This window comes from Streptomyces sp. NPDC043876, assembly GCF_056435825.1.
On sequence record NZ_JBWKDV010000004.1, the window covers coordinates 527,452 to 553,577 of the forward strand.

Sequence of the window (26,126 nt, forward strand, 5' to 3'; positions counted from 1 at the left end):
TTGGGTGGCGCCCTTCCCAGTTGGCAGACACGGCGCTCTAATGGCCGCCGTGCCGCCCAGCGCGGCTCTGTCATGCGGGTTTTCCGGGGTCAGGAGGAACGGTGGAGTACAACCTTGCCGACCTGTTCGAGTCGGTCGTCGACGTGGTTCCCGACCGCGAGGCCCTCGTGTACGTGGACCACCCGGGCACCGGCGCGGAGCGCCGCCTCACGTACGCGGAGCTGGACGCCGCGGCGAACCGGATCGCGCACCACCTGCTGGACAGCGGCCTGAAGCCCGGCGAGCACCTGGGACTTCACCTCTACAACGGCGTCGAGTACTTGCAGACCGTCCTGGCCGCGCTCAAGGCGCGCCTCGTACCGGTCAACGTCAACTACCGCTACGTGGAGGAGGAACTGGTCTACCTCTACCGCGACGCCGACCTCGCTGCGCTCGTCTTCGACGCCGAGTTCACCGCGCGCGTCGTGGGCGCCCTGCCGCAGACGGAGAAGCTGCGCCACCTCGTGCGGGTGGGGACGGCTCCCGATGGCGCCCCGCACCTGGACGCCGTGCCGTACGCCGAGGCCGAGGCGGCCGGGTCCGCCGGCCGCGGCTTCGGCCCGCGGTCGCCCGACGACCTCTTCATCATCTACACGGGCGGCACCACCGGCATGCCCAAGGGAGTGATGTGGCGCCAGGAGGACCTGTTCTTCGCCGGGCTGTTCGGCGGCGAACCCTCGGGGCAGCCGGTGCGGCGGCCGGAGGAACTCGCCGAGCGCGTCGCGAAGAACAGCCCGGGCCTGACCTTCTTCCCCGCTCCCCCGCTGATGCACGGCACCTCGACCCTGACGTCGTTCGTCGCCTTCAACTACGGCCAGCGGGTGGCGATCCACCGCAAGTACACGCCCGAGGACGTGATCCGCACCATCGGCCGGGAGAAGGTCTCCAGCGTCTCCCTGGTCGGCGACGCGATGCTGCGGCCGCTCATCGACGCCCTGCGCGGCCCCTTGAAGGGCGCCGACCTGTCCTCGCTGTTCAGCGTCTCCTCCTCCGGGGCGATCATGTCGGAGACGGTGCGCGCCGAGTTCCAGGCGCTGGCCCCGCACGTGATGCTGCTGAACAACTTCGGGTCGTCCGAGTCCGGTTCCAACGGACGGGCGACCAGCGACTCCGGCCCGGAGAAGGGTTTCCGGCTGGAGGTCAACGAGCGCACGCAGGTGGTGGACCCGGTGACGCACGAACCGGTCGCGGTGGGCGAACCGGGGCGGCTGGCGCAGCGCGGGTACGTCCCGCTCGGCTACTACAACGACCCCGTCAAGACGGCGGAGACCTTCTTCCAGCGGGGCGCGGAGCGCTGGGTGCTGCTCGGCGACATGGCGACGGTCGACGAGGACGGCATCGTCACGATCCTCGGGCGCGGCTCGCAGTGCATCAACACGGGCGGCGAGAAGGTCTACCCGGAGGAGGTCGAGCAGGCCCTCAAGTCCCACCCGGACGTGTACGACGCCCTGGTGGCCGGGGTCGCCGACGCGAAGTGGGGCAACCACGTCGCTGCGGTGGTGCAGGTCCGCGCGGGAGCCGCCGACCCGAGCCTGGCGGACATCCAGACCCACTGCCGCACCAAGCTGGCCGGGTACAAGATCCCGCGCCAGCTGGTCATCGCGCCGAGCATCCAGCGCTCCCCGAGCGGCAAGGCGGACTACCGGTGGGCTAAAACCGTGGCCTCGCAGGCGGCGCAGACCACGGAGGAGGGCGGCACGCGGGGCTGACCGGCGGGAAGCGACCGGGCGGGACATTGATTTCCGCCCCGCGCTCCGGCAGGCTACCGAATGATCGGTCGGTTGGCTCACAACGGGGTGACGAGATGGCTGCTTCCAGCGCTTCCGCTTTCCAGGACCACAGCGAAGGGCTGACGCCCGACGCCCTGGCAGAGCTCCAGCTGACCCGGCTCCGCGCGACCCTGCACCGCGCCTACGCGCACGTCCCCTTCTACCGGCAGGCCTTCGACAAGGCGGGACTGCACCCCGACGACTGCCGCTCGCTCGCCGACCTCGCCCGGTTCCCCTTCACCACCAAGGCCGACCTGCGCGACAACTACCCCTTCGGGATGTTCGCCGTCCCCCGGTCCGAGGTGCGCAGGCTGCACGCCTCCAGCGGCACGACCGGAGCGCCGACCGTCGTCGGTTACACCGAGGGCGATCTCGGCACCTGGGCCGAGGTGGTCGCCCGCTCGATCCGCGCGGCGGGCGGCCGCCCCGGCCACGTCGTGCACGTCGCCTACGGCTACGGGCTCTTCACCGGCGGCCTGGGCGCGCACTACGGCGCCGAGCGCCTGGGCTGTACGGTCGTGCCCGCGTCCGGCGGGATGACCGACCGCCAGGTCCGGCTGATCCAGGACTTCCGCCCCGAGGTCATCATGGTGACCCCCTCCTACATGCTGACGCTGCTCGACGAGATGGAGCGCCAGGGCATCGATCCGCGGTCCACCTCCCTGCGGACCGGGATCTTCGGCGCGGAACCGTGGACCGAGGAGATGCGCCGCGAGATCGAGGAGCGGCTCGGCATCGACGCCGTCGACATCTACGGGCTGTCGGAGGTGATCGGACCCGGCGTGGCGCAGGAATTCGCGGAGACGAAGGACGGGCTCCACATCTGGGAGGACCACTTCCTGCCGGAGGTCGTCGATCCGTTCACGGGCGAGGTGCTGCCCGACGGGGAGCCCGGGGAGCTGGTGTTCACCTCGCTCACCAAGGAGGCCATGCCGGTGATCCGCTACCGCACCCGGGACCTGACCCGCCTGCTGCCCGGCACCGCGCGGCCGGCCCTGCGCCGGATGGAGAAGGTGACGGGCCGCAGCGACGACATGATCATCCTGCGCGGGGTCAACCTCTACCCCACGCAGATCGAGGAGGTCATCCTGCGGACGTCATCGGCAGCGCTGGCCCCGCACTTCCAGCTCCGCCTCAGCCGCGAAGGCCGGATGGACGCCCTGACGGTCCGCGCCGAGGCCCGCCCCGACGCCACCCCGGCCGAGCGCGAGGCCGCGGCCGCCGCCGTGGTCCGGGCGGTCAAGGAGGGCATCGGGGTCTCCGTGCGCGTCGAGGTGGTGGACCCGTGGACGCTGGAGCGCTCGGTGGGCAAGCTGCGCCGCGTCGTGGACCTCCGCGGGCGCGAGGACACGCCCCCGCAGGGCTGAAACCACCCCTTCGGGGGCAATTGCGGGCCGCATCCGGGAAGCGGAGGGCGCTCGCGGGTAGGTCATGGTGCGTGATCCCGTCCCTCCGGCACCTCTGCGACCGGCTCCAGGCGTCCTCCGCCGGGCTGGCGTGGAGCCGTGGCCGGGAGATGGAGCTGATGCACCGGGCGATGGGCTTCGCGGCCCTCGGGTTCCTCACCCTCGTGCCCCTGCTGATCGTCGTGGCCGCCGCCGCCCCCGGCAGCGGTGAGGGGTTCGGGCGCTGGCTGGGGCAGGCCCTCGGGGTCTCCTCGTCCTCCCGCGCCCGGGTCGAGGTCCTCTTCGGCTCGGCGAACCAGGCACTGGAGCGCACCACCGCCTTCGGTCTGGCGGCCCTGGCGGTCTTCGGGCTGACCTTCGGCTCCGCCGTCCAGACCGGTTACGAGAAGGTCTGGGACCTGCCGACCGCCCGCTGGCACACCATGTGGCGGCACGTCGTGTGGCTGGCCTTGCTGGTCTCCTACATCGCCCTGCTGGTCGTCATCCCCTCGCCGTCCGACGACGCCCTCGGGACGGGCATCGGCACGGTGGGCGACCTGACCGGCACCTGCCTGTTCTTCTGGGGCTCGCAGCGGCTGCTGCTCGGCGGCCGGGTCCGCTGGCCGGCGCTGCTGCCCGGGGCCGTCGCCACCAGCCTCGGCCTGCTGGGGCTGCGCGTCTTCTCGCAGCTGGTCTTCTCGCCGCTCATCGCCTCGAACGCCGTCACCTACGGCCCCTTCGGCACCCTGCTGGTCGTCCAGTCCTGGCTCGTCGGCGTCGGCTTCGTCGTCTACGGCGGCGCCCTCGTCGGGCGCCTGGTCCACGAGCACCGGACCCTGCGGCGCCTGCGCGCGGACGGCTTCCACGCGCCCTGACGCACTGCCGGGGTGACGCCCGTTGTCAAGTGACGAATAGCCGGGGCTACGGCCTCGTGCCGCCCGCGGGCACGGTGGAAACCCACCGCTCCGCGCCACCACCCGGTGGCCGTACGCCCCCCGGCACGATGACAAGGAACCCCCCTCATGACTGACATGGCCATCATCGGACTCGGCTGCCGCTTCCCCTGCGCCCCGGACCTCCGGGCCTACTGGAACCTCCTGCTCCGTGCGGAGCGGCAGTTCTCCCGGGTGCCGCGGGACCGCTGGAACCACGACGCCTTCCACGCGCCCGGCGGCCGGCCGGCGCCCAATGCCGCGTACACGGATCAGGTCGCCTTCCTGGACGACGTGGACCGCTTCGACGCCCTGCACTTCGGGGTGCCGCCCGCGCGCGCCCGGTCCATGGACCCCCAGCACCGGCTGATGCTGGGCGTCGCCCGCGAGGCCCTCGACGACGCGGGGCTGGGCCGCGGCGACTTCGACCGGGAGAACACCGGCGTCTTCTTCGGCATGTCGGTGTCCGACTACAAGGACCTCATGACGGCCCACATGCGCACGCTCACCCTCGCCGGTGAGGCGCGGGCGCAGGGCCGCCCCGCACTCTCGGACGCCGTCGGCGACGAGGCGGAACGGCTCGGCGCCATCGAGGCCTTCACCCTGCCCGGCAGCCTGCTCGCCATGGCGTCCGGCACCGTCAGCCGGCACTTCGGCCTCGGCGGCCCGAGCTTCGCGGTCGACGCCGCCTGTTCCGGTTCCATGGTCGCGCTCGACCAGGCCGTGGCCCAGCTGCGCCAGGGCGGCTGCCGCATCGCGCTGGTCGGCGGGGTGTACCTGAACCTCACGCCCGACAGCCTCGTCGGCTTCTCCAGGCTCCGCGCGCTGTCCGCCACCGGCGTGTGCCGCCCGTTCGACGAGAGGGCCGACGGCTTCGTCCTCGGCGAGGGCGCCGGTGTCGTCGTCATCCGGCCGCTCGCCGACGCGCTCGCCGCCGGCGATCGCGTCTACGCGGTCATCAAGGGCATCGGGTCGGCCAACGACGGAGCCTCGCCCGGACCGCTGGTCCCCACCGCGGACGGCCAGCTGCGCGCCATGCGCCGGGCGTACGAGGACGCGGGCGTCGCCCCCTCCTCCGTCGGCTTCATCGAGGCGCACGGCACCGGTACCGCCGCCGGTGACCGGGCCGAGACCGAGGCGCTGCGCCGACTGCGCGCCGAGTACCCCGACGACGATCCGGGCCTGTGCTACCTCGCCGCGGGCAAGGCCCTCATCGGGCACTCGCTGGCGGCGGCGGGTGTCGCGGGCCTCATCAAGACCGCCCTGGTCCTGCACCACCGCACGATCGTGCCGCAGCCGGACACCACGCCCCACCCGGACCTGGGCATATCCGCCGCGGGCCTGCGCTTCGCCGACACCGCGCGCCCCTTTCCCGCCACGGACACCCCCCGGCGCGCCGCCGTCAGCTCCTTCGGCTTCGGCGGCACGAACGTCCACGTGGTCCTGGAGGAGCGGCAGCCCGCCCCGGCCCGCGGCCACCTCGCGGAACGGACCGACGGCACCGGCCGCGCCGACCACTCCGGTCACGGCGGCACCCCGGACAGCCGCGGCCCCGGCCCCGGCCCCCACCTCGTCCTCCTCTCGGCCGGCAGCACCGACCTGCTGGTCGAGCACATCGGCGAGGTACTCGGCGCACTCGACGCGGCGGACCGCCCGCCGCTGGCCGCCGTGGCCCACACCCTGGGCTCCCGCGCACCGCTGAGGGCCCGGCTCGCGATCGTCGCCGCCGACACCGAGGCCTTCCTGCGGCGGCTGCGCGCTGCCCGTGAGCAGCTCCGCACCGGCGCCCGGGGCGACCTCGGCGACGGCGCCTTCGCCTCCGACGCCCCGCTGCCCGCCGCGCAGCGCCGCGTCGCCTTCCTCTTCCCGGGCCAGGGCAGCCAGCGGCCGGGGATGGCGCGGGATCTCCACGAGCGGTTCCCCGCCTTCCGTTCGGCGCTCCGGGAACTCGGCGCCGTGGCCCGGGGGGACCTCGGGGCCGACTTCGCCGACCTGCTGTACGGAGAGGCTCCCGCCTCCCCGGCCGCCGCCGAGGAGCTGAGGCTGCGGATGACCTCCACCGAGGTGTGCCAGCCGCTGCTCGGTACGGTCCAGCTCGCCGCCACCCGCGTCCTCGCCGACTGCGGCGTCGCCCCCGACCTCTCGCTCGGCCACAGCGTCGGAGAGTTCGCCGCCGCCGCGGCGGCCGGAGCGCTCACGCAGGTGGACACCGTCCGGCTGCTGGTCCACCGTGGCGCGGCCCTGCGGCGGGCCGAGAGCGGCTTCCGGGGCGGCATGCTCGCCCTCCAGAGCGACGAGGAGACCTGCCGCCGGCTCGTCGCGGACATCGACGACGTGTGGCTCGCGTGCTTCAACCAGCCGCGGCAGGTCGTGGTCAGCGGCACGGCCGAGGGACTCGCCGCCCTGCGGCGGGCCTGCGCCGGGGCCGGGGTCGTGACGGCGGCGCTGGAGGTGTCCCACGCCTTCCACTCGCCGCGGCTGGCCGCCGCCGAGGAGAGCGTGCGCGCGGGCCTCGCCGCCCACCGCGTCGGTGTTCCCGCCCTGCCGTTCGTGTCGTGCGTGAGCGCCGAGGTCTGCACCGACCCCGAGCAGCTGCGCGACCTGTGGACCCGGCACGCGTCGGCGCCGGTCCGCTTCAGCGACGCCGTGCGCACCGCCTACGCCGAGGGCGCCCGCGTCTTCCTCCAGATCAACGGCGGCAGCTCCCTGCTCACCGCCGTCCGCCGCAACCTCGCCGGCCACGGCGACGTCCACCTCGTGCCCGCCGACGGCGAAGCCCCGGACGGCGGACGTGCCTTCGTCCTGGCCCTCGCCCGGCTCGCGGTCCTGGGCGTCCCGGTCGACCCGCGCGCCCTGGTCCCGCGGGAGGAGCGCCGGCTGCTGGACCTGCCGGTGGCGCGGCTCGACACCCGGTCCTACTGGATCACGGAGCGGGAACCCGCGCGGCGGGACGCCCCCGCCGCCCCGGCACCGGCCCCGGTTTACCCCGAGCCCGCCGTCCTCGCGGTACCGGCCGTTCCCGTGCTGACCGTCGTCTCACCCGACCCGGCGCCCGAGCCCGACCACGAGCCCGACCACGAGCCCGCGCCCGCGCCCGCGCCCGCGCCCGCCGAGGAGCCTTCGTTCATCGGGGACCTCGCGGACGTCACCGAGGCCGTGACCGCGCACGTGGCGCGCATCAGTGCCTTCCCGGTCGGCCACCTGCGCGACGACCAGCTCCTGATCGACGAGCTCGGATTCGACTCGCTGATGCTGACCGACCTGTTCACCTCGCTCAAGCGGCAGTGGCCGCGGTGGCGGTTCGACGAAGCGGTGGCGGACCGGCCGACCATCGGAAGGATCGCCGCCCTGGTCACCGGCGTATCCGCGGACTCCGCGGGGCACCCGCGCACCCCGCGCGTAGAAGCCCCGCACGCAGAAGCACAGCACGCAGCGGCCCCGCCCGCCGCGAACCCGCCTCCCGAGGAGCACACGCGGATCGAGTGCTTCCCGGAGGTCACCGCCCTCGGCGAGCGCATCGCCTCGCTCACCGAACTGGGCGTGCCCAATCCGTACTTCCTCGTCCACGAAGGCGGCATGACGGACACGACGGTCGTCGACGGCCGGGAACTCCTGTCCTTCTCCAGCTACAACTACCTGGGCCTGGCGACGCACCCGCGCGTGAAGGAGGCGGCCCGGCAGGCCGTCGACCGTTTCGGCACCTCCGTGTCCGCCAGCCGGCTGCTCTCCGGCAGCCGTCCGCTCCATCTGGAACTCGAAACGGAACTCGCCGCCCTGCTCGGCTGCGACGACGCGCTCGCCCTGGCCAACGGACACGCGACCAACGTCACCGTCATCGGCCATCTCGTGGGGCCGGGGGACCTGGTCGTCCACGATTCCCTGGCCCACGACAGCATCCTGCAGGGCTGCACGCTCTCCGGAGCCACCCGGCGCCCGTTCCCCCACAACGACGCGGCCGCCCTCGACGCCCTCCTGCGGCAGGTGCGCCACCAGTACCGGCGGGTGCTCGTCGTCATCGAGGGCGTGTACAGCATGGACGGGGACATCGCCGACCTGCCCGCCCTCGTCGAGGTCAAGCGGCGGCACGGCGCGCTGCTGATGATCGACGAGGCGCACAGCATCGGAACCATCGGCGCGACGGGCGGCGGCATCGGGGAGTACTTCGGCATCGACCGCGCGGCCGTCGAGCTGTGGTCGGGGACGCTGTCCAAGGCCCTGGCGAGCTGCGGCGGCTACGTCGCCGGGAGCCGCCGGGTGATCGAGTTCCTGCGCTACACCGTCCCCGGCTTCGTCTACAGCGCCGGGATGACGCCGGCCGACACCGCGGCGTCCCTGACCGCCCTGCGGATGCTGCGCGCCGAGCCGCACCGGGTGGCACGGCTGACGGAGAACGCCGCGCTGTTCGTCCGGCTCGCCCGAAAGGCGGGCATCGGCGTCGGGGACAGTCACGACACGCCGATCGTCCCCTGCATCGTCGGGGACTCGCTGAAGGCGCTGCGGCTCGCCGAGGCCCTGTTCCAGCAGGGCATCAGCGTCAATCCGATCCTCCATCCGGCCGTGCCCGAGGAGATGGCCCGGCTCCGCTTCTTCGTCACCTGTGACCACACGCCCGCCCAGATCCGGGCCGTGGTCGCCGCGCTGGAGCGCGAGCAGGCGGCGGATGCCCCGGCCCGGGCCGCGTGAGCGCCGTCGTGGAGAGCACCTTCCGGCCGATCGCGCCGGGCCACGTGCACCGGTGGGGCGGAGCCGCCCTCCTCGTGGCACGGCGCCGCGACCTGCGCGGGAGCCCGGTCCTCTCACCGGCCGAACGGCGCGTGGCCGACGCCATGCCGGGCCGGCGGCGCACCGAATGGCTGGCCGGCCGGCTGGTCGCCCGGCGCCTCGTCCGGGAGGTCCTCGCCGGGGCGGCGCACGGGGTGGAGATCCTCCCGCGCGCCGACGGCAGCCCGCACCTCCTGGCCGACGGCGCTCCGGTACCCGCCGTGCACGTCTCCCTCAGCCACACCGCCCACCACGTCGCCGCGGCCCTGGCACCGGGGCCGGTCGGAGTGGACCTGTGCGAGACCGCTTCGGCCCCTGCGGTGCTCCGCGTCGCCGACCACATCCTGTCGGCCCGCGAACGGTCCGTCGTCGGTACGGACCGGCCCGAGGCGCTGGCCGGCGCGTGGGCGCTCAAGGAGGCCGCGGTCAAGGCCGACCGGAGCGGCATCTACGGCGACGCCGCCCGCGGCGTCGAGATCCTCGGCCTGCGGCCGCCCGTGCTCGGTGGCGGCCGCCCCGCGATGGTGTGGCGGGCCGGCGACGCGGTCCTCGCCCTCGTCCTCGCGCCCGCCGGGAACCGGGCGTGACGACACTGCGTTGGTGCTCCGTGCCCCGCCGGATCATGCTTGTCAGTGGAGCCCCTGGCCGTGCGGGGCGCCGTGGGACGCGGCGCAGGATCTAGCGAGGGCGAGATGAGCGGCGATGGAGCAAGTTCCCACCTCTCCCGGTGAGCGGCCGGAGGAGACGAGGGCCCCGGTGGAGGGGGTGCACCCCGCCACGGGGGGCACCGCGGCCACGGCCACGGCCACCCTCAGCGAGCAGGGCATCGTCACCGAGTGGAGCCCGGAGGCCGCGCGCCTGCTCGGTTACGTCCCCTCGGAGGTCGTGGGTCTGCCCGCCGTGCACCTGCTCGCCGACGACATCGGTGACCCGGCGCCGCGCGTCCCGCCCGGACAGGAGCGGTGGAGCGGCACCGTGGCGCTGCGGCACCGGGACGGCAGGCGGCTGGAGCTGGGGCTGATCGCCCATCGGCGGGTCACCACGGGCGGCAACGTCCGGTGGTCCGTGGTCACCGCGGTGCCGGGCGAGCCGGGTCCGCCGTGGGCCGAACCGCTGAGCGAATGGGCCTTCGCCCAGTCCCCCTTCGTCCTGGCGATCTTCGGTGAGGACCTGCGGCTGGTGCGGGCGAACGCGGGCATGAAGCGCGCGCTGTCCCTGACCGAGGCCCAGATGCGCGGGCTGCGGCTGCCGGACATCGCCCCGGGGCCGGTGAGCGAGGAGACCCAGCGCAAGATGCGCCGCGTGCGCGAGACCGGCGAGCCGCAGCACCTCGACGACTTCGTCCGCCCCTCGGGGGCGGAAGCGGAGCAGGGCTGGTCGACCTCGCTCGCCCCGCTGCGCGACTCCGACGGCCGGGTGCGCGCGGTGTCCCTGGCGGCGCACCGGGAGAGCGGGGCCGAGAGTGACCGCAGGCCGCCTCCGGCGCCGCTCGACGCCGCGGCGGCCGTGGCGCGCATCGGCACCACCCCGGACAGTGCCCGTACCGCGCAGGAGCTGGCGGACGTCGCCGTCCCGGGTCTCGCCGATTACGTCGTCGTCGACCTGCTGGAGCCCGTTCCCCGCGGCAACGAGCCCTCCCGCGGGCCGTCCGGCCCGGTCACCCTGCGCCGCGCGGCCGCCCGGTCGGTCCTGCGGGACAGTCCGGGGTCACGGATCCCGGTCGGCGAGCTGGCCGTCCATCCTGCCCGGTCACCGCTCGCCCAGTGCCTGGCCGCCGGCCGGGGCTCGGTGTACGGGGCGGACGATCCGGCCCTGGCCCGCTGGGTGAGCGAGGACCCGGCGGCGGCCTGGGTGAACGAGTACGGGTCCCGCTCGATGATGGTGGTACCGCTGCGCGCGGCGGGCGTCACGCTCGGGGTGGCCGTCTTCAGCCGCCACCAGCGGCGGGAGCCGTTCCAGCCGAAGGACCTGTGGCTGGCCGAGGAGCTGACGGGCAAGGCCGCGGTGGGCATCCGCAGCGCGCCCCGGCACCCCCGCGAGCACACCTCCACGATGATGCTCCAGCGCAGCATGCTGCCGCATTCGCTCCCCGCGCATTCCGCGCTCGAAACCGCCTCCCGCTACCTGCCGGCCCGCGGCGAGGCGGGCATGGGCGGCGACTGGTTCGACGTGATCCCGCTCTCGGGTGCCCGGGTGGCCCTGGTGGTGGGCGATGTCGTCGGCCACGGCATCCGGGCCTCCGCCACCATGGGCCGGCTGCGCACCGCGGTGCGCACCCTGGCCGACGTGGACCTGCCGCCCGACGAGCTGCTGACCCACCTCGACGACCTGGTCATCCACCTGTCCGCGGACGAGGGCGACCCGGAGGGCGGGGACAGCGCGGCGGGCATCGGCACCACCTGCCTGTACGTGGTCTACGACCCGATCACCCGCCGCTGTACCGCCGCCCGGGCGGGTCACCCGCCGCCCGTGGTGGTCTCGCCGGAGGGCTCGGCGTACCTGCTCGACGTCCCGGCCGGGCCGCCGCTGGGCCTGGGGGGCCTGCCCTTCGAGACGATCGAGGTGGAGCTGCCGGAGTGGAGCATCCTCGCCCTGTACACCGACGGTCTGCTCCGGGCCCGCGACCACGACATCGACGAGGCCCTGGACAGCATGTTCACCGCCCTGCTGCGGCCCGCGTCCACCCTGGACGCGGTCTGCGACCGCGTCCTGACCACACTGCTGACCCATCCCCCCGACGACGACGTCGCCCTGCTCGTCGCCCGGACCCGGGCCCTGCACGCCGACAAGGTCGTCGTGTGGGACGTACCGCCCGACCCCTCCATCGTCGGCCAGGCCCGCCGTGACGCCACCGAGCAACTGACGGCCTGGGGGCTCGACGAGGCGGCCTTCGTCACCGAACTCGTGGTCAGCGAACTGGTCACCAACGCCATCCGCTACGGCGAGCCGCCCATCCAGCTGCGGCTGATCCACGAGGACACCTCGCTGATCTGCGAGGTGTCGGACGCGAGCGGCACGGCGCCGCACATGCGGCGGGCCCGGATCTTCGACGAGGGCGGCCGGGGCCTGCTGCTGGTCGCCCAGCTCGCGCAGCGCTGGGGCACCCGGCACACTCCCGTCGGCAAGACCATCTGGGCCGAGCAGTCCCTGGCCGGACTGTGAGCGACGGCCGGGGCCCGTGCGGCGCTCCCGGCCCCGCCCCCGCCACGCCGTCCGGTTCCCGGCCCCTTTCCCTGTGACACGCCTGTGACAGTCGCCGGACACGGCGGTGAAGTCCCGGCGGCAGTCTCTTTAACAGGGACATACACCGACATTCCGTCGCTTGTCCCCCTACCTGCTTCCGAGGGTGTGAGCAGAGACGACCGAGCCGATGTGTCGGAGGAAGTCCCATGAGCCTCACCCTCACCATGCCGCACCAGGAAGCCCCCGCCGCCACCGTCCTCGCCCCCCGCGAGCAGGAGGCGCTGCGCTACATCGCCGCAGGGTGCACCTACGTGCAGACGGCGCGCTCCATGGGGCTCTCCAGGCACACGGTCGACGCCTACCTGCGCCGGATCCGGGCCAAGCTGAACATCAACACCACGGCGGAAATGGTCCGCCTCGCCGTCTCCCTGGGGCTGTGACCCCCCCCGGCCGCCCGCAGCGGCGGCCGGGGCCGGGGTCCCCCCTTCCCCCTACCGTCCGCCCGACGGGCCCGCGAAGACCGCCCGCGCCCAGTCCGGCGGTTGCGGTGGCGACACCCGGGCGCCCGACACCGTACTTTCCCCGATCGCGCCGCTGTCCCCGCTGTCCCCGCCGTCCCCGGCTGACCGGGCATCCGACCAGGATGCCCGGTCAACGCGTTGTACGGGGGCGCTCGCGGCGGCGGTGCGCAGGGCCGCCACGAACTCCAGGCAGGAGCCGTAGCGGTCCTCCGGAATCTTCGCCAGGGCCTTCTCCAGCACGCCGCCGACCGCAGGCGGGATGTCCGGCCGCCGCTCCGCGAGGGGTGGCGGGGGCTCGTACTGGTGCGCCCACAGCAGCGCGGGAGCGTCGTCGCGGACGAACGGCGGCGCGCCGGCGAGGGTCTCGTAGACGACACAGCCCAGGCTGTACTGGTCGCACCTGCCGTCGACCGGCCGCCCGGCGATCTGCTCCGGGGCCATGTAGTCGAGGGTGCCGACGAACTCGCCCGCCATGGTGAACCCGCTGAGCGCGAGGGACTTCTTCATCAGCCCGAAGTCCGTGAGGTAGACGTGTTCGGGGTGATCGCTGTCGGTGCCCGCCGCCACCAGCAGGTTCGCGGGCTTGACGTCCCGGTGCACCAGGTCGTGGTCGTGGGCCGCGTCGAGTGCGGACGCCACCTGGGCGGCGACGCGGACGGCGGTGAGCAAGGAGAGCGGTCCCTCCCGGTCCAGCAGGCCCCGCAGGTCCGGACCCACCACGTACCGCATGGCGATGTACAGGACGCCGTCCGTCTCGCCGGCTTCGAAGATGGGCACGATGTGCGGGTGGTCGAGCCGCGCGGCGACCCTGGACTCGTAGGTGAAGCGCTGACGGAAGACCTCGTCGCGCACGCGTTCCGGGGCGATCAGCTTGAGCGCGACCATCCGGTCCAGGCGCAGGTCCTTGGCGCAGTAGACGACCGCCATCCCGCCGCGGCCGATCATGCGCTCGATCCGGTAGCCCGCGATCTCCTGCCCGATCAGACCGGAGGGGCGGCCCGTGTAGAGGCTTCGATGCGATGCCGTGCCCATCAGGCTCCTCCCGCACCCGGCCAGTTTATCCAGTGAGCCCGATGCGGGGCGAGCGCTGCTCGCCCCGCACTCCCCCGCTCCCGGCGCTCTCCGTCAGCCTTCGCCGCCGTTGCCGCCCCGGCCGCCCTGGCCGCTGGTCTCGCAGCCGGAGCCGACGCAGATGCCGCCGTTGCCGCCCTTGCCGCCGTTACCGCCGTCGCCCCCGGGGGGCGCCGAGCCGCCGTTGCCACCGTTGCCGCCGTTGACACTGCCCGCGCACTGCCCGACGCAGACGCCGCCGTTGCCGCCCTTGGTGCCGTCGCCGCCCGTACCGCCCTGGGTGCCGCCGCCTCCGTTGGCGCTGCCGTTGCACAGCCCGACGCAGACTCCGCCGTTGCCGCCGTTCGTACCGTTGACCGTGCCGTTGCAGTTGCCCGCGCACACCTTGTCACCGACGCGGACGCTGCCGTTGCCCACCTGGACCTTGCCGCCGAGCCCGCCCAGCCCGGGGTGGTTTCCGCCGCCGGGTGCGGGGGTGTGCCGCTCGCTCATGACCGGCGCTGCCACGACGGCGTGGGCCGGGGCGGCGGTGACGGTGGCGGCAGTCGCGGCGGGGACCATGGCGCCGACGCCGATCACGGTGGTCGATACGACGAAACCGAGGCTGAGCTTCCAAGAACGTACACGCATGGGATTCTCCCTGGCCGAGAAACGGGTCTTCGTGGATTTCTTCCGAACGGTGTCCTGAAAGGGACCTGAAAGGGGAAAGGTCCGGCCGGTGACCGGCCGGACCTCCCCGTCCTGCGCTAGACGGAGGGGAAGGTGCCTGTCGTGAGGGCGAGCCAGTCGCCGTCGAGGTAGTTCTTCTTCCAGGTGTCGAGCTGTTCGGTGGTGATCTTGTACTTCTTGGCGATCTTCTCCTGGTTGTCCTTGGAGTCGTCGGCCAGCAGGGTCACCACGATGCGGACCCGGTCCACGACGGTCAGTTCGTCCTTGGGCTTGTCGGGCAGGTCCTTGAAGGAGAGGCAGCCGACGGAGCCGGGCTTGCCGGGCTGTCCGGGCTGACCCGGCTTCCCGCCGGATCCGCCCTTGCCGCCCTCACCGCCTTCGCCTCCCGCACCGCCGGCGCCGCCTGGGGTGCAGTGGGCGCCCGCCCCGAGCGTGAGAGCGGGGGTGTGGGTCTGAGCCGCCTGCGCGGCGCACGCCGTGCCGGTCACGAAAGCCAGCGAAGCCGCCGCCAGGACGAGCGGACGCTGCCAGGAGCTGGTGAACATGGGAATCTCCGAATTCGCGGGAGGAGGGGGGTGGGGTGGTGCTGGGGGGTGGAGGCCCGGAGGCCTCCACCCGTGGGGACTACTGGCACTGCTGGGGCGCGCCGGGCTTAGAAGATGCTGCTGCCTCCGGCGCCACCCCCGCCGCCGACGCCGCCGAAGATGCCCTTGCCGCCCTTGCCGCCCTTGCCTCCGTTACCGCCCTGGAAGACACCGTTGCCGCCGTGACCGCCCTTGCCGCCGTTACCGCCCTGCAGCTTGCCGTCACCACCGCCACCACCGTTGCCGGCGCTGCCGCCGAACAGACCGCCACCACCGTCACCACCGGTACCACCGTTGCCGCCGATGACGCCCTCGCCGCCACCACCGCCACCGCCGCCCCCGCCACCGGACAGGACACCCGTCCCACCCTTGCCACCATTACCACCGTTACCGCCGACACCGGTGACACTGGCGCCACCGGAACCACCGGAACCGCCACCCCCACCGATCAGGCCGCCCCCGCCCTCACCGCCATCCCCACCAGCACCACCGGCCGAGGGGAAAGCCGCCGCCACATGAGCGGGCATCGGAGCCGCCGAAGCCATCGACGCCGGAATCAGCAGCCCTCCCGACACCATCGCCGCCGAAGCGACCAGCGTCGCCACACGGAAACCACGACGGTTGGAACGGACAACGTTGTTGGTACGCGTCTTACGGTTCATGACCTACTCCTCAGGCGAATCAAGCGAATGAAGTGAACGAACTGAAGGGTTCTCCGGTGAGGAGGAGTTCCTCCGGGGAGGTTTTCCGTCTCTTTCCGTGTCACCAGTAAGCCCCGCCACGACCACCACGGTCACGTTCCGGACATTCGGGACTTGACGCCCACCGTGCGGCAGGGTAAAAGACCGCCCCCGGCCGTCGGCCGGGGGCGGTGGGTGCAGCGTCGGGCTCCGCGGACGGCTCGCTAGCGCGCGGCCCCGTCGGCGCCGAAGCGGTCGCGCAGCTCCCGCTTGAGGATCTTGCCGCTCGCGTTGCGGGGCAGCGCGTCCACGAAGAGGACCCGCTTGGGAGCCTTGAAGTGGGCGAGCTTCTCCCGCGCGTACGCCAGCAGCTCCTCCTCCGTCACCGCGCCGCGCGGCACCACCACGGCCGTGACCGCCTCGATCCAGCGCGCGTCGGGCAGTCCGACCACCGCCGCCTCCGCCACCCCCGGATGGGTGTAGAGGGCATCCTCGACCTGGCGGGAGGCGACGAGCACCCCGCCGGAGTTGATGACGTCCTTCACCCGGTCGACCACCGTGAAGTAGCCCTCCGCGTCGCGCACCGCCAGGTCGCCCGAGCGGAACCAGCCGCCGCGGAAGGCCTGCTCCGTGGCCCGCGGATCCCTCCAGTAGCCCCGGCACAGCTGCGGGGAGCGGTAGACCACCTCGCCCGCGGTCCCGTCGGGCGCGTCCGCGCCGTCCTCGTCGACCACCTTCGCCTCGACGTGGCGCACCGGCCGCCCGCAGGAGTCCATCCGCCCCTCGTGCTCGGCCGGGCCCAGGACGGTGGCGAGCGGGCCGATCTCGCTCTGCCCGAAGCAGTTGTAGAAGGCGAGCCCGGGCAGCCGGGCGAGCAGGCGTTCCAGCACGGGCACCGGCATGATCGAAGCCCCGTAGTACGCCTTGCGCAGCCCGCTCAGCTCGCGGGTGGCGAAGCCGGGGTGGTTGGCCAGGGCGATCCACACGGTGGGCGGCGCGAAGAGGCTGTCCGCCCCGCCCGCCTCCACCCGCTCGAAGATCTCCTCGGCGTCCGGCCCGTCCAGCACCGTGTTCTCGGCGCCGACGGCGAGGTAGGGCAGCAGGAAGACGTGCATCTGCGCCGAGTGGTAGAGCGGCAGCGAGTGCAGCGGCCGGTCGTCCTCGGTGAGGTCCAGCGCCCCGATCGCGCTTTCGTAGGCGTGGCAGAGTGCCGCGTGGGTCATCATGGCGCCCTTCGGCAGCGCGGTGGTGCCGGAGGTGTACAGCAGCTGCACCAGGTCGTCCGCAGCGCCGCCGCCCTCGTACGTTCCCCCCTCCTGCACCGCCGCCAGGAAGGACCCGGGAGCGTCGCGCAGCGCCCGTACCGGACGCCCGTCCGGGACCCGGGGCGCGAGGTCCGGGTCGGCGAGCACCAGGGCGCTCGCCGAGTCGTCCAGGATGTACGCGAGGTCCTCGCCTGTCAGGTTCTGGTTGACCGGGACGTGCACGAGCCCGGCCCGGGCGCAGGCGAGGAAGGCGATCAGGTAGGCGTCGCTGTTGTGGCCGAAGGTGGCCACCCGGTCGCCGGGCCGCAGGCCGCACTCCCCCGCGAGCAGGGCGGCCCCGGCGGAGACCGCCGCGTCGAGGCCGCCGTAGGTCCACGTCCGTGCGCGGTAGCGGACCGCGATCCGCTCCGGCACCCGGAGCGCGGTGTCGCGCAGCAGCCCGTCGACCGTGTTGTCCCGCACCTGCGTCATGGAGCGATCCTCATCTCGTTGTGCATCAGGGGTTGTTGACAGGTCATCAGTCGTCCTGCGTGAGTGTGGGGGCACAACCCGCTCGCACCACCAGCGTCATGCGCAACCACCGTCATTCGCAGGCTACTTGGGAGGCACGTTGCGTTTCCGCACCCGTCCCGCCTTACGCCGGATCGCCCTCACCGGCGCCGCGCTGCTCGCCGCGGCCGCCGCGATCCCGCAGGCCTCGGCCTCGGCCACCGCCGACGCGGGGGCCGCCCGGGGGCCCTCGGGGGGCGGTCTGTCCGCCCTCGTCCGCTACACGGAGAACGGCGTCCCGCACATCCTCGCCAAGGACTACGCCGACCTCGGCTTCGGCACCGGGTGGGCACAGGCCGCCGACCAGGTCTGCGTGCTGGCCGACGGGTTCCTCACGGTGTCCGGCGAGCGCTCGCGCTGGTTCGGGCCCGACGCGGCCCCCGACGGCTCGCTCTCCTCGGCCGCCGGGAACCTCTCCAGCGACCTGTACTTCAAGGGCGTCCGGGAATCCGGCACGGTCGAGAAGCTGCTGGCCACGCCCGCTCCCGCCGGTCCCGGGAAGGACGTGAAGGAGCTGATGCGGGGCTGGGCCGCCGGGTACAACGCCTGGCTGGCGCAGAACAGGATCACCGACCCGGCCTGCAAGGGCGCGGGCTGGGTGCGTCCGGTGACCGCCGTGGACGTGGCGGCGCGGGGGTACGCGGTCGCGGTGCTCGGCGGCCAGGGGCGCGGGATCGACGGAATCACCGCGGCCCGGCCACCGGGCCCGGTCACCGGTGCGGGGGCCCGTACGAGCGCCCCCGCGCCCGGCGGCGACGTCGACCCGGCGGCCGCGGCCGAGGCGGCCCGGCAGCTCTTCGACACCTCGCGCTACGACATGGGGTCCAACGCGGTGGCCTTCGCGGGGTCGGCCACGGCGAGCGGCGGCGGTCTGCTGCTGGGAAATCCGCACTACCCCTGGCAGGGCGGGCGCCGGTTCTGGCAGTCGCAGCAGACCATCCCCGGTGAGCTGAACGTCTCCGGCGGTTCCCTGCTCGGCACGGTCGTCGTCAACATCGGCTTCAACGACAAGGTCGCCTGGAGCCACACCGTGGCCACCGGCACTCCGGTCAACCTGCACCAGCTCTCCCTGGACCCGGCGGACCCGACGGCGTACCTGGTCGACGGCGTGCCCGAGAAGATGGTCCCGCGGAGCGTCAGCGTCCCGGTCAAGGGCGGCGCCCCGGTCGCCCGCACCCAGTGGTGGACCCGCTTCGGCCCGGTGGTCACCTCCCTCGGGGCGTCCCTGCCGCTGCCCTGGTCCGCGACCACGGCCTATGCGCTGAACGACCCCAACGCGCTGAACCTGCGGGCCTTCGACACCGCCCTCGCGATGGGCAGGGCCCGCTCGGTGGCCGGCATCCAGGACGCGCTGCGGCGCACCCAGGGGCTGCCCTGGGTCAACACGGTGGCCGCCGACTCGGCGGGCGCGACCCTGTTCACGCAGTCCCAGATCGTGCCCCGGATCACCGACGAGCTGGCGGCCCGCTGCTCCACGCCGCTGGGCCGGGCGACGTACCCGTCGGCGGGTCTGGCGGTGCTGGACGGCTCGCGCGGCGACTGCGCGCCGGGCTCGGACCCGGACGCGGTGCAGCCGGGCGTGTTCGGCCCGGCGAAGGCTCCCGTCCTGCGGGACGCGGCGTACGTCGAGAACTCCAACGACAGCGCGTGGCTGGCCAACGCGGAGCACCCGGTGACCGGCTACGAGCGGGTCTGGGGCAATACCGGCACCGCCCGCTCGCTGCGCACGCGCGGCGCGCTGGAGGACGTCTCGGCCATGGCGGCGCGGGGCCGGCTGACGGTGGCGGACCTTCAGGAGCAGCAGTTCGCGAACCGGGTTCCGGCCGGTGACCTGGCGGCCGCCGACGCCGCGCAGGCGTGCGCGGCCCTGCCCGGCGGTACGGCGACCGCGAGCGACGGTTCCGCGGTGGACGTCTCGGCGGCCTGCCCGGTGCTGGCGCGCTGGGACCGCACGGCCGAGGAGGACAGCCGGGGCGCGCTGCTCTTCGACCGCTTCTGGCGCAGGCTGACCGGGGCGGCCGCGGCGAAGGACCTGTGGCTGGTGCCGTTCTCGGCGGCCGATCCGGTCCGTACGCCCCGCACCCTGAACCGGGCGGCGCCCAGCCTCGGGCGGGCCCTGGCGGACACGGTCGCGGAGCTGGGGGCGGCGGGCATCGCGCTGGACGCACCGCTCGGCGCGCACCAGTTCGTGGTGCGGGGCGGGAAGCGGATTCCGGTCGGCGGCGGTACCGAGGCGCTCGGCGTCTGGGACAAGGTGGAGGCGGTGTGGAACCCGGCCGGGGGCGGTTACACCGAGGTCGTGCACGGTTCCAGTCACCTCCAGGCGGTCGGCTGGGACGGCGGCCGCTGCCCGGTGGCCCGCACGCTGCTGTCGTACAGCCAGTCCTCGAACCCCCGCTCGCCGTACTTCGCCGACCAGACCCGGCTGTTCTCGGCCGAGCGCTGGGTGACCTCCCGCTACTGCGAGAAGGACATCCTGGCATCGCCCGCGCTGCGGGTGGTCTGGCCGCGCGAACGGCGCTGACGGTGCGCGGCCCCGTACGCCGATCCGCGCGCGCGGGTCGGCGTACGGCCGGGCGGGCCGGTCAGGGGCTGACTGCGAGGAACAGGTAGGAGGCCAGCAGCACCAGGTGGACGCCGCCCTGGAGCAGCGTCGCGCGGCCCGGGGCGATGGTCAGGGCGCTGACCACGACCGTGAGGGCGAGCAGCACCATGTGGATCGGGCCGAGGCCCAGCAGCAGCGGTCCGGTGAGCCAGACCGAGGCGAGGGCGATGGCGGGGATGGTCAGGCCGATGCTGGCGATCGCGGAGCCGTAGGCCAGGTTGAGGCTGGTCTGGACGCGGTCGCGGCGGGCCGCGCGGACGGCGGCCAGGGTCTCGGGGGCGAGCACGAGCAGGGCGATGATCACACCGACGACGGCGTGGGGCAGCCCCGCGCGGGCCACGCCCGCCTCGATGGTGGGCGAGACCGCCTTGGCGTTGCCGACGACGGCGACGAGGGCGACCAGCAGCAGGCCGACGCTGGTCAGCGCGGCCCGGGCGGTCGGCGGCTCCGCGTGTTCCTCGCCCTCCCCGGCGGCCTCCCGGCGCTTCTTCGCGGCGGTGTCCACGGGCAGGAAGTAGTCGCGGTGACGGACCGTCTGGACCGCGATGAACAGGCCGTAGAGCGCCAGCGAGGACACGGCGGCGAAGGTGAGCTGCGCGGTGGAGAACTCGGGGCCCGGCTTGCTGGTGGTGAAGGTCGGGATGACCAGGCTGAGGACGGCGAGGGTGGCGACGGTGGCGAGCGCGGCGCCGGATCCCTCCGCGTTGAAGACGGCGACGCGGTTGCGCAGGGCGCCGACCAGCAGGGACAGGCCGACGATGCCGTTGCAGGTGATCATGACGGCGGCGAAGACGGTGTCGCGGGCCAGGGAGGCCGTCCCGTCCCCGCCGTCGGCCATCAGGGTGACGATGAGGGCCACCTCGATGACGGTGACCGCGACGGCCAGCACGAGGGAGCCGAAGGGTTCGCCGACGCGGTGCGCCACCACCTCGGCGTGGTGGACGGCGGCCAGTACCGCGCCCCCGAGGCACAGGGCCACGAGCGCCACCGCGAACGAGGGCAGGTCGCGCCCCCAGCTGAAGGCGAGGGCGACGAGCGCCACCACGGGGACCAGGAGGGTCCAGTCGGTCAGGGGGGAGCTGCGGGTTGCCGTACTCATGCGGCCACGCTGCCAGAACCGGCGCCGCGGTGCGGCGCAAGGCGCGCCGCCGGGGCCCCCGGGTGGAACATCTCGCAGGATGCCGGGGCGATCCGGGCAAACCACCGGGCGGTGGGATGCCTCGCCGCCCGGGGGCCCGTACCTCACACGGCGCGCTCCCGGCCCTCCCAGTACGGGTCGCGCAGCCGCCGCTTGTACAGCTTGCCGTTGGGGTCGCGGGGCATGGTCTCGATGAAGTCCACCGTCCTGGGCCGCTTGTAGCCCGCGAGCTGCCGCTCGCAGTGGGCCAGGATCTCGGCGGCCAGCGCCTCGCCCGGCTCGTGGCCCTCGGCCGCTTCGATGACCGCCTTGACCTCCTCGCCCCAGTCCCCGTTCGGGATCCCGAAGGCGGCGGCGTCGGCGACGGCCGGGTGGGTGAGCAGGGCGGACTCGATCTCGGCCGGGTAGATGTTGACCCCACCGGAGATGATCATGTCGATCTTGCGGTCGCGGAGGAAGAGGTAGCCCTCCTCGTCCATCAGGCCGAGGTCGCCGACGGTGAAGAAGTCCCCGATCCGGTTCTTCCTCGTCTTGCCCTCGTCCTTGTGGTAGCTGAAGCCGCCGGTGCTCATCTTCATGTAGACGGTGCCGAGTTCGCCCTGGGGCAGCCGGTTGCCGTCGTCGTCGAAGACGGCCAGCTCGCTGATCGGCCAGGCCTTTCCGACCGTACCGGGCTTCTTCAGCCAGTCCTCGGCGGTCGCGAAGGCGCCCCCGCCCTCACTGGCCGCGTAGTACTCCTCCACGCAGGTGCCCCACCACTCGATCATCGCGCGCTTGACGTGGTCGGGGCAGGGGGCGGCGCCGTGGATGGCGTGGCGCATCGAGGTGACGTCGTACGCGTCCTTGACCTCCTGCGGGAGCGCGAGGAGGCGGTGGAACTGGGTGGGCACCATGTGCGTGTGGGTGACGCGGTGCGCGTCGATCAGCCGCAGCATCTCGGCGGGCGTCCACTTGTCCATCAGGACGAGCGGGTGGCCGATGTGCAGGGACGCTCCCGCGAACTGGAGCACGGCCGTGTGGTAGAGCGGTGAGCAGACGAGGTGGACGTTGCCGCCGAAGGGGCGGATGCCGAAGATGCCGAGGAAGCCGCCCAGGTACGTCTCCTCCGGGGGCTTGCCGGGCAGCGGGCGGCGGATGCCGCGGGGGCGGCCGGTGGTGCCGGAGGTGTAGTTCATGACCCAGCCGAGGGTCCGGTCGGCGGGCGGCCGCTCGCTCTGGCCGTCGAGGAGTTCGGCGTACGGGCGGAAGCCGTCGACGGCTCCGACGGCGTAGCGGTGGCTCGCGGGCAGGCCGGCCTGCTGCGCCGCGTCGGTGGCCGCCCCGGCGAAGCGTTCGTGGGCGATGAGCACCTTGGCGCCGGAGTCGGAGACGATCCAGGCGATCTCGGGCCCGACCAGGTGGTGGTTGACCGGGACGAGGTAGAAACCCGCCTGGGCGGCGGCGAGGTAGGCGGTGAAGAACTCGACGCTGTTCGGCAGGACGACGGCGAAGACGTCACCGCGTTCCAGGCCGGCCGCGCGCAGGCCGTGGACCAGGCGGTTGACGTCGGCGTGCAGGCGGGCGGCCGTCCACTCCTCGCCCTCGGGGGTGATCAGGACGGTGCGGCCGGGGTCGGCGGCGGCCTGGGCCCAGAAGCCGTTGGGACCGGCCGGGGTGGAGGTGGCGGGGGCGGCGGGGGTGCCGGGGGGCGGGGTCATGACGGGAGTTCCTCCTTCGGGACCGGCCCGGACCGGCCCGCGATGCGGGTGATGCGGTCGATGGCCCGCTCGAAGCCCCGGGTGAGGTCGTCGAAGACGGCCTGGACGCTGCGCTCGCTGTTCATGCGGCCGACGATCTGGCCCACCGGGGTGCCGAGGAGCGGCTGGACCTCGTACTTCTGGATCCGCGAGACCGCCTCGGCGACGAGCAGGCCCTGGAGGGGCATGGGGAGCGCGCCGGGGCCGCTCGGATCGTCCCAGGCGTCGGTCCACTCGGTCCGCAGCTGGCGGGCGGGTTTGCCGGTCAGGGCGCGGGAGCGGACGGTGTCGCCGGAACCGGCGGCGAGCAGCTTCTCCGTGAGGGCGCGGGAGTGCAGGTCGGCTTCGGTGGTGGTGAGCCAGAGCGAGCCGAGCCAGGCGCCTTGCGCGCCGAGCGCGAGCCCGGCGGCGATCTGCTCGCCGCTGCCGATGCCGCCCGCGGCGAGGACCGGGAGCGGGGCGACGGCCTCGACGATCTCGGGCACCAGGACCATCGTGGCGATGTCACCGGTGTGGCCCCCCGCTTCGTATCCCTGGGCGACGACGATGTCGATGCCCGCCTCGGCGTGCCGGCGGGCGTGCGTGGCGGTGCCCGCGAGGGCGGCGACGAGGACGCCGTGGTCGTGGGCGCGCCGGATGACGTCGGCGGGCGGGGAACCCAGCGCGTTGGCGAGGAGTTTGATGGGGTAGTCGAAGGCCACGTCGAGCTGGTTGCGGGCGACCTGTTCCATCCAGCCGGTGATCCGCCAGCCGGAGGCCTCCCCCTCGGCGAGCTCGGGGACCTGGTGCTTGGCGAGGGTCTCGCGGACGAACTCGCGGTGCCCGGCCGGGATCATCGCCTCGATGTCGGCCTCGGAGATCCCGTCCACGGCCTTCTTGGCGGGCATGACGACGTCGAGGCCGTAGGGCTTGCCGTCGGTGTGCTCCTGCATCCAGTCGAGGTCGCGCTTGAGGTCGTCGGGAGCGGTGTAGCGCACCGCGCCGAGGACGCCGAAACCGCCCGCGCGCGTGATGGCCGCGGCGACCGCCGGGAAGGGCGTGAAGCCGAAGATGGCGTGTTCGACTCCGAGTTTCTTGCTCAGCTCCGTCTCCATGGGCGGCAGGATGCCGCAGGGCGCCACGTGAGGGAAGAGATTTTCTGATGCTGTGTCAGATTCTTTGCGGGCCGGTCGTGACGGGGTCCGCCGGGTGCGCGGGCAGATACTGAGTGGCGCGCTCGACAGCGGACAGGAGGGCCGGTCATGAGCCAGGACACGGGGGCCGTCAGGGGCGGGACGGACGGGGCCGGGGGCGGGGGCGGAGGCGGGGCCGACGGGAGAACCGCGGGCGGTGGGACGCGGGACCGGGCGCGGGGTGCTGCGGGCGGCGGGCTGACGCGCAGGCGGCTCGGGGCGCGACTGCTCGCGCTCGGCGGGGTCCTGCTCGTGCACGCGGCGCTGCCCGGGGGCCCGGCCGGAGCGTACGGACGGGGTCTTCCGGGAGCGGGCACGGGAGCCGGGGCGGCCTCCGGTCCGGGCGGGAACCCGGTCGAGCGGCGCGCCCTGCAGGGGCTGCGCCTGCGGTACGGCTCGGCCCGCCAGGCGGGGCTGCTGGAACGGCACCTGGAAGCGACGGCGGACGAGGCCCGGCGCTTCCTCGGCCCCTCCCCCGAGCACCCCTACTACGCCGGCGCCGTGGTGCTGGCCGGGCGCGGCCGGACCGTGGCCCTGCACCGGGCGATGGGCGACGCGGTGCGGTACGCGGACTACGACGGCCGCACCGACCGGGTCCGGGAGTTCCCGGCCACGGAACGGATCGCTATGAGCGAGGACACCGTCTTCGACCTGGCCTCCCTGAGCAAGCTGTTCACCGCGGTGCTCGCGGTGCAGCAGATGGAGCGGGGGCGCCTGGAACTGGAGGCTCCGGCGGCGCGCTACCTGCCGGAGTTCAGCGGGGACGGCAAGGAGACGATCACGGTCCGCCAGCTGCTGACGCACACCTCGGGACTGCGGTCGTGGGCGCCGTTCTACCAGGAGTCGACGCGCGCGGGGCAGTTGGGGCTGCTGTGGTCTGTGCGACCGCAGGACACTCCCGGGAGCGTGTACCGGTACTCGGACCTGAATCTGATCACGCTGCAACTGCTCTTGGAGCGGATCACCGGTCGCACTCTGGATGTCCTGCTCCACGACGAGATCACTGCTCCGCTCGGGATGCAGCGCACTCGTTTCAATCCCCCGCTCTCCTGGCGCCGCGTCACCGCCGCCACCGAGGTCCAGCGCCCACCCTGGTCAGGGCTGGACCGCGGGCTCGTGTGGGGCGAGGTGCACGACGAGAACGCCTACGCCCTGGGCGGGGTGGCCGGCCACGCGGGGGTCTTCGGCACCGCCTGGGACCTGGCCGTCCTCGCCCGCACCCTGCTCGACGGCGGCGCGTACGCCGGAAAGCGGATCCTGCGCCCGGCCTCCGTCGAACTCCTCTTCACCGACTTCAACACCGCCTTCCCCGGCGACGACCACGGCCTCGGCTTCGAGCTCTACCAGCACTGGTACATGGGCGCGATGGCGACGCCCCACTCCGCCGGACACACCGGGTTCACCGGAACCTCGCTGGTGCTGGATCCGTCCACGGACTCGTTCCTGATCCTGCTCGGCAACTCCGTCCACCCCGTACGGACCTGGCGGGCCGGCAGCGCTCCGCGGGTGGCGGTGGGCAACAGCTTCGCCCGGGCGGTGCCCGTCCGTACCCGGCACGGCGGCCCCGCCTGGTTCTCCGGAACCACCCCCGCCGCGTCCGGCACCCTCACCCTGCCGCCGCTCACGCCCGCCACGGCCGAGGCGCGGCTGCGGTGCGCGGTGTGGTGGGACACGGTGCCGGGCGCCGGCGGCTTCTCCGTCGAGGCCGCGCCGGGGCCGCAGGGCCCGTGGCAGCCGCTGGCGTTCAGTACGGTGCGGTCGACCGGCGGCAGCCCCGAGGAGTGGCCGCACGGAACCGTCACCGGCTGGTCGGGCCGCATCTGGCACCGCCTGGAGGCACCCCTGACCGCATGGGCCGGCCGCGAGGTCCACCTCCGCTTCCGCCACGAGGCCACGGGCCGCTACGTCGGGCGCGGTGTGTACGTCGACGTCATCCGGGTCTCGGAACGCACCCGCTCCCTCTTCGCCGAGGACCGCCCCGCCGACGCGGCCCGCATCGAGGCCAGGGGGTGGTCCCGCTCGGCGGACTGACGCCCCGCCCCCTGACCCCGTGCCCCGCGCCCCGGC

Annotated in this window: 17 protein-coding genes; 9 read left to right on the forward strand and 8 right to left on the reverse strand. The window is 73.7% G+C overall.

Translation table 11 applies throughout. The features are described 5' to 3' along the window. Positions 1-101 precede the first annotated feature (101 nt). The 7 genes from AC0693_RS16175 (at position 102) to AC0693_RS16205 (ending at position 12,509) form a co-directional block, all read left to right on the forward strand. Complete coding sequence (locus tag AC0693_RS16175) at positions 102-1,748, forward strand: acyl-CoA synthetase (protein ID WP_478802147.1); 1,647 nt, start codon at positions 102-104, stop codon at positions 1,746-1,748. A gap of 95 nt (positions 1,749-1,843) precedes the next feature. Further along, complete coding sequence (gene paaK / locus AC0693_RS16180; protein WP_478802148.1) at positions 1,844-3,175, forward strand: phenylacetate--CoA ligase PaaK; 1,332 nt, start codon at positions 1,844-1,846, stop codon at positions 3,173-3,175. 149 nt (positions 3,176-3,324) lie between these two features. Beyond that, the gene (locus tag AC0693_RS16185; RefSeq protein ID WP_356416241.1) at positions 3,325-4,068 is read left to right on the forward strand and encodes a YhjD/YihY/BrkB family envelope integrity protein; all 744 of its coding nucleotides are present in this window, start codon (positions 3,325-3,327) and stop codon (positions 4,066-4,068) included. A gap of 147 nt (positions 4,069-4,215) precedes the next feature. After that, positions 4,216-8,808, forward strand: a complete 4,593-nt coding sequence (locus tag AC0693_RS16190; RefSeq protein WP_478802149.1) for a type I polyketide synthase — start codon at positions 4,216-4,218, stop codon at positions 8,806-8,808. An 8-nt stretch (positions 8,809-8,816) separates the two neighbouring features. Next, positions 8,817-9,473, forward strand: coding sequence for a 4'-phosphopantetheinyl transferase family protein (locus tag AC0693_RS16195; RefSeq protein ID WP_478802150.1), 657 nt, complete (start codon positions 8,817-8,819; stop codon positions 9,471-9,473). A 115-nt stretch (positions 9,474-9,588) separates the two neighbouring features. After that, positions 9,589-12,048, forward strand: coding sequence for a SpoIIE family protein phosphatase (locus AC0693_RS16200; protein WP_478802151.1), 2,460 nt, complete (start codon positions 9,589-9,591; stop codon positions 12,046-12,048). 227 nt (positions 12,049-12,275) lie between these two features. Then, on the forward strand, positions 12,276-12,509 hold the full coding sequence (locus AC0693_RS16205) for a response regulator transcription factor (protein WP_469320130.1): 234 nt from the start codon (positions 12,276-12,278) through the stop codon (positions 12,507-12,509). A gap of 51 nt (positions 12,510-12,560) precedes the next feature. Here AC0693_RS16205 and AC0693_RS16210 read toward each other — a convergent pair whose 3' ends face one another. From AC0693_RS16210 to AC0693_RS16230, 5 genes are all read right to left on the reverse strand, one after another. After that, positions 12,561-13,622, reverse strand: a complete 1,062-nt coding sequence (locus AC0693_RS16210) for a serine/threonine-protein kinase (RefSeq protein WP_478802152.1) — start codon at positions 13,620-13,622, stop codon at positions 12,561-12,563. Positions 13,623-13,715: 93 nt separating this feature from the next. Next, on the reverse strand, positions 13,716-14,291 hold the full coding sequence (locus tag AC0693_RS16215; RefSeq protein WP_356416235.1) for a hypothetical protein: 576 nt from the start codon (positions 14,289-14,291) through the stop codon (positions 13,716-13,718). Between the two features lie 116 nt (positions 14,292-14,407). Next, positions 14,408-14,875 (reverse strand): hypothetical protein, encoded by a 468-nt coding sequence (locus tag AC0693_RS16220; protein WP_478802153.1) that lies wholly within the window; start codon positions 14,873-14,875, stop codon positions 14,408-14,410. Positions 14,876-14,982: 107 nt separating this feature from the next. Then, positions 14,983-15,576, reverse strand: a complete 594-nt coding sequence (locus AC0693_RS16225) for a hypothetical protein (RefSeq protein WP_469340330.1) — start codon at positions 15,574-15,576, stop codon at positions 14,983-14,985. Positions 15,577-15,818: 242 nt separating this feature from the next. Then, positions 15,819-17,330 (reverse strand): fatty acyl-CoA synthetase, encoded by a 1,512-nt coding sequence (locus AC0693_RS16230; protein ID WP_469320410.1) that lies wholly within the window; start codon positions 17,328-17,330, stop codon positions 15,819-15,821. 139 nt (positions 17,331-17,469) lie between these two features. Between AC0693_RS16230 and AC0693_RS16235 the strand changes: the two genes are divergently transcribed. Next, positions 17,470-19,932, forward strand: a complete 2,463-nt coding sequence (locus AC0693_RS16235; RefSeq protein WP_478802154.1) for a penicillin acylase family protein — start codon at positions 17,470-17,472, stop codon at positions 19,930-19,932. Between the two features lie 61 nt (positions 19,933-19,993). On the opposite strand, the gene AC0693_RS16240 is transcribed toward AC0693_RS16235, so the two are convergent. The 3 genes from AC0693_RS16240 to AC0693_RS16250 form a co-directional block, all read right to left on the reverse strand. Continuing rightward, the gene (locus AC0693_RS16240; protein ID WP_356416282.1) at positions 19,994-21,112 is read right to left on the reverse strand and encodes a calcium:cation antiporter; all 1,119 of its coding nucleotides are present in this window, start codon (positions 21,110-21,112) and stop codon (positions 19,994-19,996) included. 143 nt (positions 21,113-21,255) lie between these two features. Further along, complete coding sequence (locus AC0693_RS16245; protein ID WP_478802155.1) at positions 21,256-22,848, reverse strand: acyl-CoA synthetase; 1,593 nt, start codon at positions 22,846-22,848, stop codon at positions 21,256-21,258. Next, the gene (locus tag AC0693_RS16250; RefSeq protein ID WP_469320407.1) at positions 22,845-23,981 is read right to left on the reverse strand and encodes a nitronate monooxygenase; all 1,137 of its coding nucleotides are present in this window, start codon (positions 23,979-23,981) and stop codon (positions 22,845-22,847) included. The genes AC0693_RS16245 and AC0693_RS16250 overlap by 4 nt, the downstream gene beginning before the upstream one ends. Positions 23,982-24,128: 147 nt before the next feature. Between AC0693_RS16250 and AC0693_RS16255 the strand changes: the two genes are divergently transcribed. Next, the gene (locus AC0693_RS16255) at positions 24,129-26,090 is read left to right on the forward strand and encodes a serine hydrolase domain-containing protein (RefSeq protein WP_478802156.1); all 1,962 of its coding nucleotides are present in this window, start codon (positions 24,129-24,131) and stop codon (positions 26,088-26,090) included. Positions 26,091-26,126 lie beyond the last annotated feature (36 nt).

Excerpts from the sequence above, each read along its gene's own strand:
- paaK (WP_478802148.1), top strand. The coding sequence starts at position 1,844 with ATGGCTGCTTCCAGCGCTTCCGCTTTCCAGGACCACAGCGAAGGGCTG.
- AC0693_RS16185 (WP_356416241.1), top strand. The coding sequence starts at position 3,325 with ATGGAGCTGATGCACCGGGCGATGGGCTTCGCGGCCCTCGGGTTCCTC.
- AC0693_RS16190 (WP_478802149.1), top strand. The coding sequence starts at position 4,216 with ATGACTGACATGGCCATCATCGGACTCGGCTGCCGCTTCCCCTGCGCC.
- AC0693_RS16200 (WP_478802151.1), top strand. The coding sequence starts at position 9,589 with ATGGAGCAAGTTCCCACCTCTCCCGGTGAGCGGCCGGAGGAGACGAGG.
- AC0693_RS16205 (WP_469320130.1), top strand. The coding sequence starts at position 12,276 with ATGAGCCTCACCCTCACCATGCCGCACCAGGAAGCCCCCGCCGCCACC.
- AC0693_RS16210 (WP_478802152.1), bottom strand. The coding sequence starts at position 13,622 with ATGGGCACGGCATCGCATCGAAGCCTCTACACGGGCCGCCCCTCCGGT.
- AC0693_RS16215 (WP_356416235.1), bottom strand. The coding sequence starts at position 14,291 with ATGCGTGTACGTTCTTGGAAGCTCAGCCTCGGTTTCGTCGTATCGACC.
- AC0693_RS16220 (WP_478802153.1), bottom strand. The coding sequence starts at position 14,875 with ATGTTCACCAGCTCCTGGCAGCGTCCGCTCGTCCTGGCGGCGGCTTCG.
- AC0693_RS16225 (WP_469340330.1), bottom strand. The coding sequence starts at position 15,576 with ATGAACCGTAAGACGCGTACCAACAACGTTGTCCGTTCCAACCGTCGT.
- AC0693_RS16230 (WP_469320410.1), bottom strand. The coding sequence starts at position 17,330 with ATGACGCAGGTGCGGGACAACACGGTCGACGGGCTGCTGCGCGACACC.
- AC0693_RS16240 (WP_356416282.1), bottom strand. The coding sequence starts at position 21,112 with ATGAGTACGGCAACCCGCAGCTCCCCCCTGACCGACTGGACCCTCCTG.
- AC0693_RS16245 (WP_478802155.1), bottom strand. The coding sequence starts at position 22,848 with ATGACCCCGCCCCCCGGCACCCCCGCCGCCCCCGCCACCTCCACCCCG.
- AC0693_RS16250 (WP_469320407.1), bottom strand. The coding sequence starts at position 23,981 with ATGGAGACGGAGCTGAGCAAGAAACTCGGAGTCGAACACGCCATCTTC.
- AC0693_RS16255 (WP_478802156.1), top strand. The coding sequence starts at position 24,129 with ATGAGCCAGGACACGGGGGCCGTCAGGGGCGGGACGGACGGGGCCGGG.